The organism is Candidatus Thiodiazotropha sp. AKIB8, from assembly GCF_058244675.1.
In genome coordinates, this window is sequence record NZ_JBSYOO010000045.1 from 41,500 (window position 1) to 57,069 (window position 15,570).

14 protein-coding genes and 1 pseudogene are annotated in these 15,570 nt (G+C 46.4%); 6 read left to right on the forward strand and 9 right to left on the reverse strand.

Annotated elements, in window-relative coordinates:
* Positions 1-118 precede the first annotated feature (118 nt).
* The 3 genes from AC4IFB_RS15480 (at position 119) to AC4IFB_RS15490 (ending at position 3,467) form a co-directional block, all read left to right on the forward strand.
* On the forward strand, positions 119-1,270 hold the full coding sequence (locus AC4IFB_RS15480; RefSeq protein WP_490775963.1) for a response regulator: 1,152 nt from the start codon (positions 119-121) through the stop codon (positions 1,268-1,270).
* Between the two features lie 175 nt (positions 1,271-1,445).
* Positions 1,446-2,081 carry a peptide-methionine (S)-S-oxide reductase MsrA gene (gene msrA / locus AC4IFB_RS15485; RefSeq protein WP_490780634.1) on the forward strand — a complete coding sequence of 212 codons (636 nt, stop codon included), beginning with the start codon at positions 1,446-1,448 and terminating at the stop codon, positions 2,079-2,081.
* A 279-nt stretch (positions 2,082-2,360) separates the two neighbouring features.
* A complete protein-coding gene (locus AC4IFB_RS15490) occupies positions 2,361-3,467 on the forward strand; it encodes a hypothetical protein (RefSeq protein ID WP_490775961.1) in 1,107 nt (368 codons plus the stop codon).
* 17 nt (positions 3,468-3,484) lie between these two features.
* On the opposite strand, the gene AC4IFB_RS15495 is transcribed toward AC4IFB_RS15490, so the two are convergent.
* Together AC4IFB_RS15495 and AC4IFB_RS15500 are read right to left on the reverse strand one after the other, a co-directional pair.
* On the reverse strand, positions 3,485-3,949 hold the full coding sequence (locus tag AC4IFB_RS15495; RefSeq protein WP_490775960.1) for an OsmC family protein: 465 nt from the start codon (positions 3,947-3,949) through the stop codon (positions 3,485-3,487).
* On the reverse strand, positions 3,949-4,512 hold the full coding sequence (locus AC4IFB_RS15500) for a uracil-DNA glycosylase family protein (RefSeq protein WP_490780635.1): 564 nt from the start codon (positions 4,510-4,512) through the stop codon (positions 3,949-3,951). The genes AC4IFB_RS15495 and AC4IFB_RS15500 overlap by 1 nt, the downstream gene beginning before the upstream one ends.
* Positions 4,513-4,870: 358 nt before the next feature.
* Here AC4IFB_RS15500 and AC4IFB_RS15505 point away from each other — a divergent pair, with 358 nt between their 5' ends.
* From AC4IFB_RS15505 to AC4IFB_RS15515, 3 genes are all read left to right on the forward strand, one after another.
* A complete protein-coding gene (locus AC4IFB_RS15505) occupies positions 4,871-5,878 on the forward strand; it encodes a zinc-binding dehydrogenase (protein WP_490780636.1) in 1,008 nt (335 codons plus the stop codon).
* 124 nt (positions 5,879-6,002) lie between these two features.
* Positions 6,003-7,847, forward strand: coding sequence for an ATP-binding protein (locus AC4IFB_RS15510; protein ID WP_490780637.1), 1,845 nt, complete (start codon positions 6,003-6,005; stop codon positions 7,845-7,847).
* A 107-nt stretch (positions 7,848-7,954) separates the two neighbouring features.
* Positions 7,955-8,386: a putative iron-sulfur cluster-binding metallochaperone gene (locus tag AC4IFB_RS15515; protein WP_490780638.1), complete on the forward strand. Its 432-nt coding sequence runs from the start codon at positions 7,955-7,957 to the stop codon at positions 8,384-8,386.
* A 183-nt stretch (positions 8,387-8,569) separates the two neighbouring features.
* On the opposite strand, the gene AC4IFB_RS15520 is transcribed toward AC4IFB_RS15515, so the two are convergent.
* The 7 genes and pseudogenes from AC4IFB_RS15520 to AC4IFB_RS15550 all read right to left on the reverse strand — a co-directional run bounded on the left by AC4IFB_RS15520 (position 8,570) and on the right by AC4IFB_RS15550 (position 15,473).
* Positions 8,570-10,252: a methyl-accepting chemotaxis protein gene (locus tag AC4IFB_RS15520; RefSeq protein ID WP_490780639.1), complete on the reverse strand. Its 1,683-nt coding sequence runs from the start codon at positions 10,250-10,252 to the stop codon at positions 8,570-8,572.
* 24 nt (positions 10,253-10,276) lie between these two features.
* Positions 10,277-11,134, reverse strand: a complete 858-nt coding sequence (locus tag AC4IFB_RS15525; RefSeq protein WP_490780640.1) for a carbonic anhydrase — start codon at positions 11,132-11,134, stop codon at positions 10,277-10,279.
* Between the two features lie 418 nt (positions 11,135-11,552).
* Positions 11,553-12,314 (reverse strand): HD domain-containing phosphohydrolase, encoded by a 762-nt coding sequence (locus tag AC4IFB_RS15530; RefSeq protein ID WP_490780668.1) that lies wholly within the window; start codon positions 12,312-12,314, stop codon positions 11,553-11,555.
* 54 nt (positions 12,315-12,368) lie between these two features.
* Positions 12,369-12,755 (reverse strand): annotated as a pseudogene (locus tag AC4IFB_RS15535) (response regulator); the annotation flags it as partial.
* The gene (locus AC4IFB_RS15540; protein WP_490780641.1) at positions 12,694-13,905 is read right to left on the reverse strand and encodes an HDOD domain-containing protein; all 1,212 of its coding nucleotides are present in this window, start codon (positions 13,903-13,905) and stop codon (positions 12,694-12,696) included. The pseudogene AC4IFB_RS15535 and the gene AC4IFB_RS15540, both read right to left, overlap by 62 nt.
* A 201-nt stretch (positions 13,906-14,106) precedes the next feature.
* Positions 14,107-14,550 carry an NfeD family protein gene (locus AC4IFB_RS15545; RefSeq protein WP_490780642.1) on the reverse strand — a complete coding sequence of 148 codons (444 nt, stop codon included), beginning with the start codon at positions 14,548-14,550 and terminating at the stop codon, positions 14,107-14,109.
* Positions 14,547-15,473, reverse strand: coding sequence for an SPFH domain-containing protein (locus AC4IFB_RS15550; protein ID WP_490775951.1), 927 nt, complete (start codon positions 15,471-15,473; stop codon positions 14,547-14,549). The genes AC4IFB_RS15545 and AC4IFB_RS15550 overlap by 4 nt, the downstream gene beginning before the upstream one ends.
* Between the last annotated feature and the right edge of the window lie 97 nt (positions 15,474-15,570).

A 15,570-nucleotide genomic window follows, 5' to 3' on the forward strand; every position in this document is an offset into this window, starting at 1 on the left:
GCTTCACTTTTGATTCCTTTGTGGTTAGCCGATAAAGTCAAACAATAATCTATGCTCATATTCCACTGGAATGCATATCGGCTTCAAATATACCAACCTTCGATAAGGGATAAATAGCGTGTCAAAACAAGCATTTCTTGTAGATGATTCGAAATCTGCTCGCATTGTACTCAGCCGTATGTTGAAGAAAAGCGGTTTCGATGAGGTAGAAATGGCGGAATCGGGGGAAGAGGCCCTGGAGCGATTGAAGTCGCTGACACCCGATGCCATATTCGTCGACTTCCTGATGGATGGCATTGATGGTTTGGAAACAATTACTGAGATTAAGAAGGATCTCCGTTTCGATACCACACCGATCGTCATGTGTACCGCCAATGAGGGTGATGAGTATGTACGTGCAGCCGTCGACCATGGTGCACTGGGCATTTTGGCGAAACCCCCGACAGAAGCGAGCCTGGGAGAGATCATCGACTTGATCGATGCGCATCAGCAGGAAGTTGCTGCAACGAAAGCCGCCGAATCTGAACTCGAAAATGAGCAATCTGAGGTTTCTCCAGAGATTGCAGCCTCTACTGAGGGTGTAGCAGGGCTTTCAGAAGCAGATGTACGGCGCATTGCCGAAGAAGTTGCTGCACAGAGTGGTGAGCAGGCGGCTCGTCAAACGGCAGAGCAGATTACCCGGGATCTCGCCGAGAAAGTTATCGCTGAGTCTCTCGATCAACGACTCAGTTCGATGATCCATGACTATCTTGAGCAGAAGCTTGAACCGATGGTTTCAGAGTTGGTGAGTCGGACAGCCAATGTCGATAAACCTGTGGAAATAGATAGTGACGCACTTAAAAAGGGCATCGTGGAAGAGGTGAATCACGACCTGGAAGACTTTGTCAGGCAGCTTAATCAGCGCAATGTTGAAGAGTTGATTCAATCTACGATTTTTAGTCAGGTTGGCGAACTCAGAGACGATTTCAACAGCCGCCTCAAGGATCAGGAAGAGCGTATTCTCAGTCAGGTTCCGGAAAAGAACGATATGATTGAGCACATTCGGGTGATAACCGAGGGCTCTCTTGAAGCTCATATTCATGAAACCGCGACACAAGTCTCCCAGGAGATTTCAAACTCCGTCGCCACCGAGACGGTAGAGCAGATGCTGGAACAGCATTTTGCGCAACAGAGCGTGGAACAGCAGCCGGAGTCGGGCGGTAAGATGATCTGGATTCTACTGGGGGCACTGGTCGCTGCCTCTGCGGGAGCTGCCTACTTCCTCCTCTGATTAGTATAAGAGTAATCCAGATAACCCCCTGACTACGGGTTAATCGCAATCTTTGTGTGGTTGGTATCGCTGCGGATGGCGCTATAGTCTATGCATATCCCGGCATTCTCTGATTTTGGGATTTTTACATATCGGATGCTTCAGGCAAGCCGCATTACTCTTACAGGAACATCTCATGTTCGGACTTGGTCGTAAAACTAAAATGCCTTCTGAAGAGGAGGCACTGCCTGGTCGCGCCACACCTATAGAGCCTAAATCGAAACATTTTGTGAGTGGAAACACCATTACCGCCCCCTTTCCTGAAGGTTTACAGAAGGCAATGTTTGGAATGGGCTGTTTTTGGGGCGCTGAGCGCCGTTTTTGGAGTTTAGCTGGCGTCTATTCGACTGCCGTAGGCTATGCTGCTGGTCTGACCCCCAACCCCACTTACGAAGAGGTCTGTAGCGGGATGACAGGACACAATGAAGTTGTGCTGGTGATCTACGATCCGGAAAAAGTCGATTTCCAGACACTATTGAAGACATTTTGGGAGTCACATAATCCTACTGAAGTTATGCGACAGGGTAATGATGTTGGTACCCAGTATCGATCTGGTATCTACACCTTTAATGACGAGCAGAAGCGTTTGGCCGAGACATCGCGAGAGCACTATCAACATGCCCTTGGGCAGGTCTCGACTGCACCTATCACTACTGAAATTATTCCCGCACCCCCATTTTATTATGCTGAGGATTATCATCAGCAGTATTTAGCGAAAAACCCGGCAGGCTATTGTGGCCTTGGTGGGACAGGTGTCTGCTATCCAGTTTGAGTGTCGCTATCCTATCTCCGGGTTAATAGTAAGACTTCAGGCTTTTACCGATGCTCTTTTCAGCACTAATTGATCACTGCCATGACTATTGAGATTGCTTTGAACCTGGTTGAATAGAGCTGTAATTGTGAACAACTATTACATTTTTCTAGATGTTAGGGTGAAAAATCCTATTTGTGTGCTATGTCTTAAGTGAGGCCCTAAGGATCATGGGAATCAGCTTTGGGACTTTCAATAAGCAGCAGTATTCCCCACTTACTCGTAGCGCATGGAATGCGGATGGTATACTCAGCAAAACTGTCGACTAAGAATCTACTCCATTTGGGTGGTTTGGCGCTATTAATGGCCTTGCCACTGCTACTCATAGCCAACCTCATCCTCTGGTTGGGTTACAACTTAAGTGTTAACAATATGAAGGAGCGCTGGCAAGGGCTATCCGAACTGTCAGTAGACAGTGCGCTGTATGCTCTAGAGCAACGGCGGAATGACCTGCGGGCTGATATCAAAATGTTGGTATCCGATCCTGATATTGTCAGGGCCATTGGAGGTTATGATGAAAGGGTTTTGAGCAGTATTGCCGCTGACTGGGAGATGTTTGTCGCAGAAAAGCAGTTGTATGATCAAGTCAGATTACTCGACCTGCAGGGTATTGAGCGTTTACGTGTAGATCGAACCCCATTGGGAGCCAGCAGGGTTACCACTCGCCTGCTGCAGGATAAATCTCATCGCTACTATTTTCAGAAGGGCTTGACCCTGGAGGCTGGTGGTATCTATGCGTCGCCTATTGACCTGAATATAGAAAGGGGGGAGGTTGAACTGCCCTATAAGCCAATGATACGTCTGGTTACCCCCCTCGAAGATGAAAATGGAGAAATAGAGGCGCTGCTGGTTGTCAATGCGTTGGCGAGTTATATATTTGATGATTTGGAGCGGCATGCTCACCTGGTCGAGGGGAATATGTTGTTACTCAATGATTCGGGGTACTATTTGCGTGGCTTCAGCAGTGATCAGGAGTGGGGTTTTGTATTTCCTGACACCGCAAAATCTTACCAAAAATTCAATCAGACTTATCCTGAGGTCTGGGCTTTGATGCAGCAGAGCGTATCGAATCAGATAGCCAACAGTGATGGTATTTTCAGCTTCCGCACTGTTACCTATGGATCGAATGGATACGAGCAGAGCTATCGGTTGGTTGTGGCAATGCTGCAAGAGCAACAGTATGCCTTGCTGGCGCCACAGCGAACCTTGTGGTTGGGTATCGCGGTAACACTCTCCTTGCTACTGTTGCTCTCTTCGCTGATTTTTATCCGTTTTCGTTTCAGACAGGCGCTGGAAAAACCAGCCACTGCTGATGAGAGTGAGGGGTTGAGGCATTTTTTTCGTTGATCAGAGGTTGTCGAACGCTATTCGGCCTTGTGTAGCAGTTCGCCCGCTTGATTGACCACTTCAACCCCAACAGGGATGCCGTCCCTCAAGCTGGCTGTTACCACGCAGAAATCTTCAAAAAGTGAAAGACAGCGCTCACTCTTTTTTGAACTGAGAAGTTCATCACCCGCAGTGATTCGAACGTCCAAGCGTCCTACTCTTATGCGCTTCTTATCATTGCGAACCATTGTGCAGGTCACTTCAGTAGTTACATCATTTGAAGGCACATCTTCCTTCGCCAGGCAGAACATCAGACTGGCGCTGAGGCAGTTCGCCGCAGCTGCAGCGAGCATGCGTGAGGCGTTTGGTCCGTTACGTTCACCCAATGGAGGCGGTTCATCCATGATGATATCAGGGGCTTTTTTCAGATCAAATTTTACCCGGAACGCATAATCCTCTTCCTGTTCCAGATGTATGGTGAATTTGCCAATTTCTTCTGCCATTAACTTTTCCTCTGAGTGTTACCGAATTTACCGAGTGGCCAACTAGGGTGAGACTCAATCAGTTGCAATGCTTGAGCAAGTAGTGACTTACCGGGTTGTGTGCGATGCCAGGTTGAAGCACCTGATGGATGGGGTAGGGGTATCAGGTCGGTCTCTCCACTGTCCAATGTTATGCGATGACGCACTCCAATGATATCCACCAGCTTATTCACAGTAATAAACTGTGATATCGCGAGCTTGCCTACTGGAATAATCAACTGAGGCTTCAGTAGCTGCAACTCACAGTTTAGCCATTGTTGACAGTTTTCAATCTCTTCTCTACTGGGTACTCGATCGCCGCCTTTTGGGTTCTTTCCCGGAAAACATCGGCAAACTGCCGACATATAGACACTAGTTCGAAACTGCTCCTCATCCATTCCAATAGTTTCAAACCATTTGAAAAGTGTTTTACCTGCAGTCCAGGCAAAGGGTTTTCCTGCTGATCCCTCTTTGTCTCCAGGGGCTTGACCAACAAGAAGGAGTGGTGAAACGGTAGCGTTGCCAACAACGACAGGGCCAATCATCGAAGTGCAGCGCCGGCACTGTTTCAATAAGGATTGATGGTCATTAAGGGCTTTAAGAGTGTTCATGTTTAAGCGGGTTAACGATGTTTATTTGTACTATTGGCAGATGATAAACGATTTTGCCCCGCGAGAGTCTAGTCACGTGTAAGGCTTTTGCACTTCATAAGGTCTTCTTTAGAGATAGGCTGGATAGCTGTCACTCTTGATCAAGATCATATCACCATTGTATGGAATGGATTCAGAATCGAACAGGACGCCTATACTCAGATTAATAATAAAAAAAATAGAGACGTAGTTTTCAGGAAATGAAAATGGATTTGAGTCTTGGTGATTAAGAATAAGCAATGGTATGGAGGGGATGATGAGAGCTGTAGTTTTACGGGAGCTGGGTGGCCCAGATGTTTTGTCGGTTGAGGAGATATCTGAGCCCGTTATCGAGAAGCCCACTGACATCAAAGTGAAAATCATGGCTGCAGGGGTCAACCCAGTTGATACAAAGCTGCGCAGCAGAGGTGTGTTTACAGATGACGGTCTGCCTGCAGTTTTAGGATGTGATGGTTCAGGTGTGGTTGTTGAGACGGGTGAGGAAGTAACTCTGTTTCGGCCTGGTGATGAGGTTTGGTACTGCAACGGTGGTCTGGGAGGGTTACAGGGTAACTATGCTGAGTATGCTGTACTTGATGAAGTCGTCTGTTGTAGAAAGCCAGCGGCTTTGGATTTTGAGCATGCAGCGGCAGCTCCCCTGGTGCTGATAACCGCCTGGGAAGCGATATTTGGCCGTGCAAGAATGACCGAAGAGCGGACTCTATTGGTTCATGCCGGTGCCGGCGGAGTAGGTCATGTGGCAATTCAGTTAGCTAAACAAGCCGGTATCAGGGTATTGACGACTGTCCGGAGTGCAGAAAAAGAGGCGTTTGTATCTGAGTTGGGTGTTGATGAAATTATTCGCTATGACGAAGGTGGATTCGCAGAGAGAGTTCTTGATCTAACTGATGGACGGGGTGCGGATGTGGTGTTGGATACAGTAGGTGGTCAGGTATTCAAAGAATCGATACCTGCCACAGCGCATTATGGTGATATGGTGACACTACTGGACCCAGGAACTGAAGTCGACTGGAAAGAGGCACGTAACCGAAATCTTCGTGTAGGGTTTACCCTGATGCTAACGCCTATGCTACGAAATCTACCTCAAGCACGGGCAAATCAGGTCGCTATACTTTGTGACTGCGCGGAAATGATCGATAGCGGCTGTCTTAAAATAAGGATCAATAAAACACTGCCGCTAGAGTGCGCTTCGCAGGCTCATCAAATAGTTGAGCAGGGAAGCATGTTGGGGAAAATGGTTTTAACCCCCGTGTCAGCATAAATGACAATTAAAATTTCGTCGAGCCTCGATAAACAAAGCATGCATAGCATGAAGTGTTTTTTTAACCTCTACTTTTTACGAGTGCTTTTCACTATAAAAGGTGGCTAAGGTTTAGGCGACTAAAATGCTGATTAAACTTCTGCAATCCCGATCCTACTGGATACTCCCGCTTATCTTCTGGTTTGTCGTGGTCTCCCTCTCTGTTCGTTGGAATGTAACCCGCTTTGATACATCGATAGAAGAGATTGCCTATGATCGCGGTCGAGTGATGTATCAAATGGTAAGGATGACCAAGATCAACCCTATTATCATGCAGACTCAGCCAGAGTTATTTAAGCAGCAGAGCATGGATATTCAATATCGTGTTATATCAAACAAGCCGAAAAATCCGGAAAATCTTGCAAATGGATGGGAGAGCGTAGCGCTGAATGGTTTTGAAACTGAGAAAGATCCAGTACTGTTCTCAGATGAAAACTATTTTCGTTTTATTGGGCCGCTATATATGCAGCAGACCTGTCTTGCATGCCATGGTGATGAAAGCTCAAAAGTGGGCGATGTCAGAGGTGGAATAAGCGTAGAGATTGCAAAAAAACCAATAGTTGATTCACATATTGCATCAAAACAATCAATGCTGTTTATGCATTTTATAGGATATCTGCTGATCTCTTTTACAAGCATATTCTTTATGTATCAACTTCGAAAACATTGGGGGTTGCTGGAGGCTGCGCAATATGAGTTGAAATCTCAAAAACAGTTCCTCAGTGACGTTACCAATAGTATGAGTGAAGGTTTTGTGGTGTTAGACCAGAAGGGTAGAGTAAGTTATGCAAATCCAGAATCAGTCAACATATTGGGTTGGGATGGTGAGGCGGTAGTAGGTTCTGATTTTATAAATAAAGTTTATGGTAAACGGATTGAAGAGGGTTTTGATATCAATCAAAGTGCAGTATTAAATACCATAAATGATGGTAGAGTACGTAAAGATCAAGAGGATCTTTTTTTTAACTGCCAGGGTGAGCCTGTGGATGTATCACTCTCAGTCTCACCTTTGATTGAGAACGATCAATCTGAGGGTGTGGTCGTGCTGTTCAGTGATATAGCTGAGCGAAAAAAGGCTGAAAGTGAACAGGCACGATTAGAGAGAGAACTCAATCAGACCCACAAGATGGAAGCTGTTGGTCAACTGGCAGGTGGTATTGCTCATGAGATCAATACACCGATTCAGTACGTTGGAGATAACCTTCGCTTTCTCAAAGATAGTTATGAGGATTTCATTCAGCTGCTCGACTCATATCGGGAATTACTTAATGAAGCCGCATCAGAGGAGCGCCTGAAACCAAAAGCAGATCATTTGCTGTCGTTGATAGATGAGATTGATTTGGAGTATCTGAGGGAAGAGACGCCAAATGCTATTGAGCAATCAATAACCGGTGCAGAGCAAGTTGCAAGAATTGTATCGGCGATGAAAGAGTTTGCCCATCCAGGCAGTGCCCAGAAAGAGCCTGCTGATATCAATCGTATCATTACTAATACATTGACTGTCTGCAGAAATGAGTGGAAGTATGTTGCTGAAACAGAGTTACATCTTTCAGAAGGGCTTGCTGCTGTAATGTGTGTTGCTGGAGAGATCTCACAGGTATTTCTAAATCTGATTGTTAATGCCGCCCATGCAATCGAGGCTGCTGAATGTGATAGCAAGGGGGTAATAAAAATTAGCACATCGACTAACAGTGATTGGTTTGAGATTGTTGTCTCAGATAGTGGAACAGGAATTCCCAAAGAAGCGCAAGCGTATGTGTTTAATCCATTCTTTACTACTAAGGATGTAGGAAAGGGTACAGGCCAGGGGTTGGCGGTTGCCCATGATATTGTTGTAAGCAAGCATGGCGGTGAAATTTCATTTCAAACAGAAGAGGGTGTAGGTACGTCTTTTATTGTGCGCTTACCGTTGTCTGCTCTACCTGAATAATCAGGAGTGTTGCGGTAGAGCCAAAAAATCTGAAAGTGTATGGCTGTATGGACAGATATTGCCTAGGAGATCAGGCTTAATTTGACGGTTAATAGGAGATTTATTGAATGAGCAATTGTTGCTGCACTACCTCTGAATCCGGTTCTATTGATATGGAAAAGCATGTATGTCCTGTTAATGGGAAATCATATAAGCGCATTTCTACAAGAACGGTAACTCACCATGTGCGGCAATCATGGGAATTAGATACTGATGGCAAGACTTTTTATTTTTGTGATGACCCTGATTGCGATGTTGTCTATTTCTCAAATGATAATTCAGTTATTACAAAGACATACTTAAGAACCCAAGTAGGTATTAAGACGAGTTCAGAAGAATCTATGCTTTGCTACTGTTACGGGATAACAATGAAAGACTTCATTGGAGATTCGTCAGTTAGGAATTTTGTTGTTCAACAGACAAAACTTGGCCCCTGTTCATGCAAAACAAGCAACCCCTCTGGAAAATGTTGCTTGAAAGATTTCCCAAAGATTGAATAAGTTCGTCGAACTCACTAACAATGATTGTCCGGTCACATTAAAGCTCATTCTTCCAAACTGTCAGATTAAGTTTGGGATTTTACAGATGATGCCTATCTCCCATCAGTCAAATCCTGATTTGACTGATGGGAGATAGATTGTGCAAAACCGACAAAAGCTATCTCTGCATAGTAAAAAAGAAATTTACTTTACAGTAAATTGTTCTACTATCGCTTGGAGTTCTGTTGCCATACGCGCAAGATCCTGACTCGCTGTAGCCGTTTCGCTGGCACCGTCTGCTGTCTGGTTAGACATGTCATTAATCTTGACTATGTTTTGATTTATCTCTTCGGCAACGGCTCCCTGCTCCTCTGCCGCACTTGCGATCTGAGTCGACATCTCATTGATCTGCTCAACTGCCTGTGTGATTGAATTCAAAGCTTCCCCGGTCTGTGTGGCTAATTCAACAGCGGATTTTGCTTCCAGTCGACTTTGATCCATAACTGCTACAGCCTGACGTGAACCCTCCTGGAGTTTCTCAATCATATCGTTGATTTCGTCAGTTGATTCTCGTGTGCGTCCAGCCAGGGTTCGAACTTCATCCGCTACTACAGCAAATCCCCGTCCCTGTTCACCCGCGCGGGCAGCTTCGATTGCAGCATTTAATGCCAATAGATTGGTCTGCTCGGCGATACCCTTGATAACGTCAATAACAGTGTTAATGGCCTCACTATGACTCTCAAGTTCATTGATTGTATTGGAGGAGACCTCAACCTGATCGGCAAGTTTATTAATTTGGGCAATCGCCCGCTGCACAATGCGAGAGCCGTCGTTGGTCTGATCACTGGCATTGTGTGTTGCTGTCGCCGTATGGTTGATATTTGCTGCAACCTGTTGAACAGTAGCGGTCATTTCATTCATAGCAGTTGCAACCTGCTCTGTTTCTGAGCGCTGACTGAGAATAGTCTCACTGGTTTGGGTGGTTATGGCAGACATCTCTTCTGACGCTGTGGAGAGTTGTGATGTTGTCCCAGAGATGTCCGACAGCATATCGAGTAACTTGAGTCGCATGCCGTTGATTGCCTTGAGCAGGTCGCCGATTTCATCATTGCTGGTGATCTCTATCTCCTTGGATAGATCGCCAGATGCAATGAGAGTTGCTTTGTTAATTGCATTGATGATCGATGAGGAGAGCAGGCTGCTTATGATCAGACCTAAAGCCACACTTATCACAGCAATTACTCCAAGGGCTATAACTGCACTATGTTCATGCGCTTCTGCACTTTTGGCACTGTTTTCAGTGAATTTGCCAATTTCAATCAGCAGATTTTCGAGAGTTTTATCAAGATTCTCCTCTTCATGCTCTACCTTTTCAGCCAACTCTTCAGCGTGGTGCGTATCTCCGTCCGCAAGGGCAACAAAGACTTCATGTGCATGTGTGACAAAATCTTTATGCTTTGATTCAACCTCTTTGAGTGTGTTGTTTACTGCAGTAAATTGCGTGAGAATTTCACCAGTACTGTGTTTTATAACCTCTTTGGCAATTTGTTCTGCCTCAAAGATTTCAGATTCAATCATCTCTGTACCTTCATCGAAGGCTTTTATCGATTCACGAAAATGTGTCAGGGCACTATCCTCATATTTTAAGATACTTCCGTAGTGCAATGAACGTTCGAAATTGATGGCTTGTTCCAGTTGATGCACGGTTATTTCAGTCAGTTTTTCCGTAAGTGGAATATCCTCTTCAGCAATGGTGATAAGTTCTTTACCAATGCTGTTCATGGAGATGATGGCATAAGTTGAGCTTATTATAAGTAAGCCTATCAATATACCAGCAAGACCCAGTAACTTGGCTCTCAGCGAAAGGTTGTTCAGTGGATTGTTCATGGTGATACCTCATTGACCTGGTTTTTAATCTGATGTCAGCATTGAACGCCAATGCATCGACTGTAGTGGACGGGCATTCTCGCCAATCAGGTTTTTGAACTGATTGACTTGCGCGTCCGAGACTTCAATCGGTGTCTTCATGACAAACCAGTTGACGTTCTCGCTGCAGGGGGGTGTGGTCAATGAGCCGCTATAGTGAAACAGTTGCCGATTACTGGGTAGTAAATCAGCAGCATTGATGGTCGTTGCCTGAACCAGGTTGACCTTGTTTATTTCAGTAGATGTGTTGTCGAGTATTTTTCTAAGGGTTGGGTTTTCATTGCCTCGTTTGAAGAAAATGCCAACCACCGCTAAGTTACCATCAGCACTCTTATGTACAAGGTGTACCTCCATTGGATAGCGTTGCCCTTCACGTGCATGTTCACTGGGTGTGTGGAAGTGAAACTGAAGCAGTTTGTAGGGGTGATCACCGACCATTAGCGTGCTGTTGTAGACAGGATTGCTCTTTACCGGGTGAGACTTGCCACCAATAGTCACCGTCTCGCGCTTACCGCTTGTGCTGTAATTGGCCTGAAGTGTGTGGCCATTGTTTAAAACGGCTAAGGGAATAGATTGGTATTGGAAGTTGAGGGTATATAGATCGGCGGGGATTTCACTCCAGATGTTGACTGGAGATTGTCGTTTTCCACTGCTGCATAGCAGGTACTGTCTGGATAAGCTGGCCCACTCGGCGGGATTGCCTGCGCCCACATATCCCCAGTGTGGAGTGTGGCCTTTACCAGCATGTTTGTCGGTGGCCGCAAATGTTATGGCCGCTGGCGCTATACACAACGCTAGAGTTGCAGATATAACGCTGGTTTCAACTTTAGGATATCTCTTCATTACCAAGTCCTATGTCGATCTAAAGGATGGACTTGGCCTCCCATGACATTTCGATAAGACTCAGTATCTCAGAGCTGTTTGATAACAAACCCAGCAATGCGATAAAGATTGTAAGCGAATATAAAATCCGTTTGGATGCCTCTATATTATCAAGCAGATCCACTTAATCGGTAGAGGCAATGTCTAGTGGGCCAACGATTACTCAAAAAATGAGTACCACTAAAAATAGCTACACTCATATGTAGTGTATGTATAAAGGCTAGTCACAAACTAGAACAAAAACAAGGGAAGTTAGTTCTTAATTTAATGAGATAATTTGTGGTAAATCAAAACCTTGATGAGCATTGGGGTTTCTGAGATTGATCTATCGCTAAGGGTTTCTGGTAACAAGCTTAGAGTTTCTCTCAGGTTCTTCAACTTAATCAAGTTGTGTGATACGAAATACCCTGATGGTGGTTTTTGGCATAACTTCACGTTCATCGGCGGCTTTCAACTTGAATACCATTGCCTGACTTATGGGCTGCCCTTTGGCGACCAGTACTGCACCAGCAAGTGTTTTGATCGGTTGGTCGACGATGAGGTCGGGTTCAAGCTGACTGATCGACAGGTTGAGGATTTCGACTTTACGGTTTTTAGATCCCTGTATAAGGATTTCAACCAGTGCGGGATCATAATTTTCCGGACTATTCCTGAGCTGCTCTATGGCCTCATCTTCTGACATGCCGAGATTCAGAAATTTGTCGTAATTAATGGCCACCTTAAGTATTTGGCCACCAAGGATTGCCTTTTGATCGCTATTTAGTTTTCCCTGTATCTCTATTTTTCCGATATCGTCATTTTGATGTTTGATCATCTCGGCCACGATTTCGAGTCTGGGTATATGTTTGAGTAAGCGGGCACCCATCTCAGGGTGGGAGTTATAGAGGGCAATCTCAGCTTGGGATAGATCTGCTCCCTCCATGGCTCTGCGTATAAGATCATCAGGTAGGCTGACAAAACCAAGTTGGCAGAGCATACCGGCCAAATCGTAGTGCCAGCCATCTACCAGGCTAAGACTTCGGACGATGCTTCTTACATGGTGTTTGATCCGGGATGATTGGCTGAACGCCTCTGGATTGACCATGCTGAGTACGTCGGCCAGCAAGTCAACCGCACCTTTCAGGGTTTTGTTTAAAAGCACCTTCTCATTGGTGACCAGACGGTACTGTTTAATGCCGTTGATGATCGTTTCATAGAGGGTTTCCGTATCTACCGGTTTGTTCAGGAAACGAAAGATATTGCCATCATTCACAGCGCCGATGGCGACATCCAAATTGGCATTTCCTGTCAGCATAATGCGCACTGTGTTGGGTGAGAGTTCACGTACTTGTGAGAGAAACTCAACCCCATCCATATTTGGCATTTGCATATCAGAGACAACCAGCGCGAAAGGTCCGCCGTCTCTAACGGCCTGCACACCATCTGCGCCACTGGTGGCGGTCTCAAGGTTGAGGCGTTTACGAAACTGCCTGCGGAATGAGTCGAGAAGGTTGCGGTCATCATCCACCATTAAGATTTTTTCAGGTGGTTTGTCCATCAAGGTACTCCTGAGCAATATTAATCCAGCGTCCAAACGTATCATCACCCAAGAGGTTTTGAAGGTGTTGAGGATCGTAGTATTGTCGATCTTCGTCTTCACTTAGCCAGTGACTGAACAGGTTGGCGGCATACACCAGAAGGCAGTCATAGCGTTGCAGTGATTGATTTTCATGACTGTGATGGTGAGCCACTGCCTCTACCGCGGAAAAGGGCAAACCCCAAAGCCCTATGAGATAGGCGCCAATACCTGCATGGTGGCACCATAAGGCATCTGCTTCAGCCTCGAATAGGGGTATATTCTGTTGCAGTGACTGCTCGAAAATTCGACTGTATTCCTCGCTGTTCTGCGAAGCTAATAGTAGTATCCCCAGATCATGCAGCATGCCGGCCATTACTGGGATCTCCAGTTCCTGCCGCTTCAATCCTATTGCCAGCCCCAAGTGTCGAACCAGCCCGGAGACCAACTGACTATGTTGCCATAGAGTTTCCAGCTTAAAGGTGTCGATGGTGGATTGATCAAGTCGGGAGAAGATGCCGGCGCCAAGGGCCAGATTGGTGACCGTCTCAATGCCCAATAGCGATACCGCATGTTGAGCTGAGCCAATCTGCTGTGGCAATCCAAAAAAAGCGGAGTTGACCATTTGCAGTAATTTGGTCGACATGCCGATGTCCTGGGAGACGATATCGCCAATGTCAGCGAGTGAGGTATTCTCTGATTGTAAGGCTTCGATTATTTGCTGGTAGCTCTGAGGCAGACTGGGGAGTGTGCCTAAGCTATTGATCATCTCAGCCATAGCCGGGTTATTCAGCAGGCTGCGAAGTAGCAGTACTTGTTCAAGGGTATTGATCAGGGTCTGTGAGTCACAGGGCTTGGCAATAAACTGGTGGGCATGTTGGACAACTTCCTGGGCGGGTGTCCGCAGTGCCTGACCTGAAAAAAGCAGGCGTGTGGTGCTGGGAAACTTAGACTGAACCTCTTTCAATAAAGAGGAACCCTCCATGCCATTTAGCTGGGTTTCGCTGACAATGATGTCAATGGGGTATTGCTGCAGTAGCTCTAAAGCGCTTGGGGCATCTGCACGATAGTATATTTGCCACATCTCCTTATGGGTGCGTAAGGTTCGCTTGAGTGCTTGCAGTTGGTTGGGGTCACTGTCGACGAAGAGGATATTATTGGTGTGAGGTATATTCATAGCGGGTAAACCGATCTACGTCCAGCAGTTAATGGGCTCTACGGTAGATTCTTGAGGGCCTTCGACGTCATGTCTCCTGGCGGGATATCTATCTCTGGTTCTGGTGTCTGTTTTCAAGCAGTTCATTCTTGTTCTGATTTATTTACGCTTGACTTATAAGTGTAGTACCTGTGCCGACATTTGTGGCAAAGTCATGGCTTGTTAGAGCCGCTCTACCAACAAAACCACACCATGTACACCGACTACCTTGACTTTAGTTCCTGCGGGGCAGTCTTCACCGTGTATCTTCCAGGTGCTATCGTCGACTTTTATCTTACCCTCGCCATTGATGATCGGTTCTTGCAGAGAGAAGACCCGCTCTATGTACTGTTCACCACGCCGGTTCAGGTGGGGGCTGTCGGTCTCAATTGGCCGATGGTGAAGAAAGGTTCGTGCAAGCACAATTGTGACTACACTGAACAGTGCAAAGCTAAGTAGTTGAAATTGCCAGCTAAGCTCAGGAATCATTACCAGCACTAGACCGGTTATCCCGGCTGATAGGCCCATCCAGAGTAAAAAGGCGCCGGGTGAAAAGACCTCTAGAGTCATCAGAACAACCGCCAGGATAAACCAGTGCCAATAGTCGAGCTGAGACAGCCAGGTCATGAAGTCGCTCCAGGATGGTTCTTATCGAAGGCGTGTTTGGCGAGTTCGCCGATACCTGCTATTGATCCAATCAGGCTCGAAGCTTCCAGAGGCATCATAATTACCTTCTGATTCTCTGCCGATGCGACCTGTTGTAGCGCTTCAGTATATTTCAGAGCAACAAAGTAGTTGATCGCATTCACATCGCCCTTGGCAATCGCTTCAGAAACCAGGGTTGTCGCTTTGCCTTCAGCGGCAGCCAGTCGTTCCCTTGCTTCCGCTTCACGGAAAGCCGCCTCTTTTTCACCTTCTGCTTCGAGAATTGCTGCCTGCTTTTCACCCTCAGCCTTAAGGATTGCGGCTTGACGCAGCCCCTCCGCCTCAAGGATGGCCGCACGTTTCTCACGTTCCGCTTTCATCTGTCTGGCCATGGCATCCACCAGGTCTCTTGGCGGGGAGATGTCTTTGATCTCGATGCGGGTTACTTTCACGCCCCAGGGCGTGGTGGCGTCATCCACCACTGTCAGCAGCTGGGTGTTGATCTTGTCTCTCTGGGAGAGTAGTTCATCCAGATCCATTGAACCCATTACGGTACGAATATTAGTCATGGTCAGGTTGAGAATGGCGCCATACAGATTATTGACTTCATAAGCGGCCTGGGAAGCATCCAGCACCTGGAAAAAAATCACCCCATCCACAGTGACCATGGCGTTGTCTTTGGTTATTACCTCCTGTGAGGGTACGTCGAGTACCTGTTCCATCATGTTCATCTTATTCCCGACCTGATCGATGACCGGAACAATCAGATTCAGACCGGGACGCAGGGTTTTGGTGTAGCGTCCAAAGCGCTCCACTGTGTACTCATTACCCTGGGGCACCCTTTTGGCACCTAAAGCGACAAGAACTACGGCAAGGATTAAAACAGCCAGAACAAAAATATCCATATAGGTATCCCCTTGATGTTAAAGGTTAGTGATTCAGCGGCTCAGTATTGCTATTGCTATAGTTCTGCGGATAGCCCTATACCATTTTATGATTATT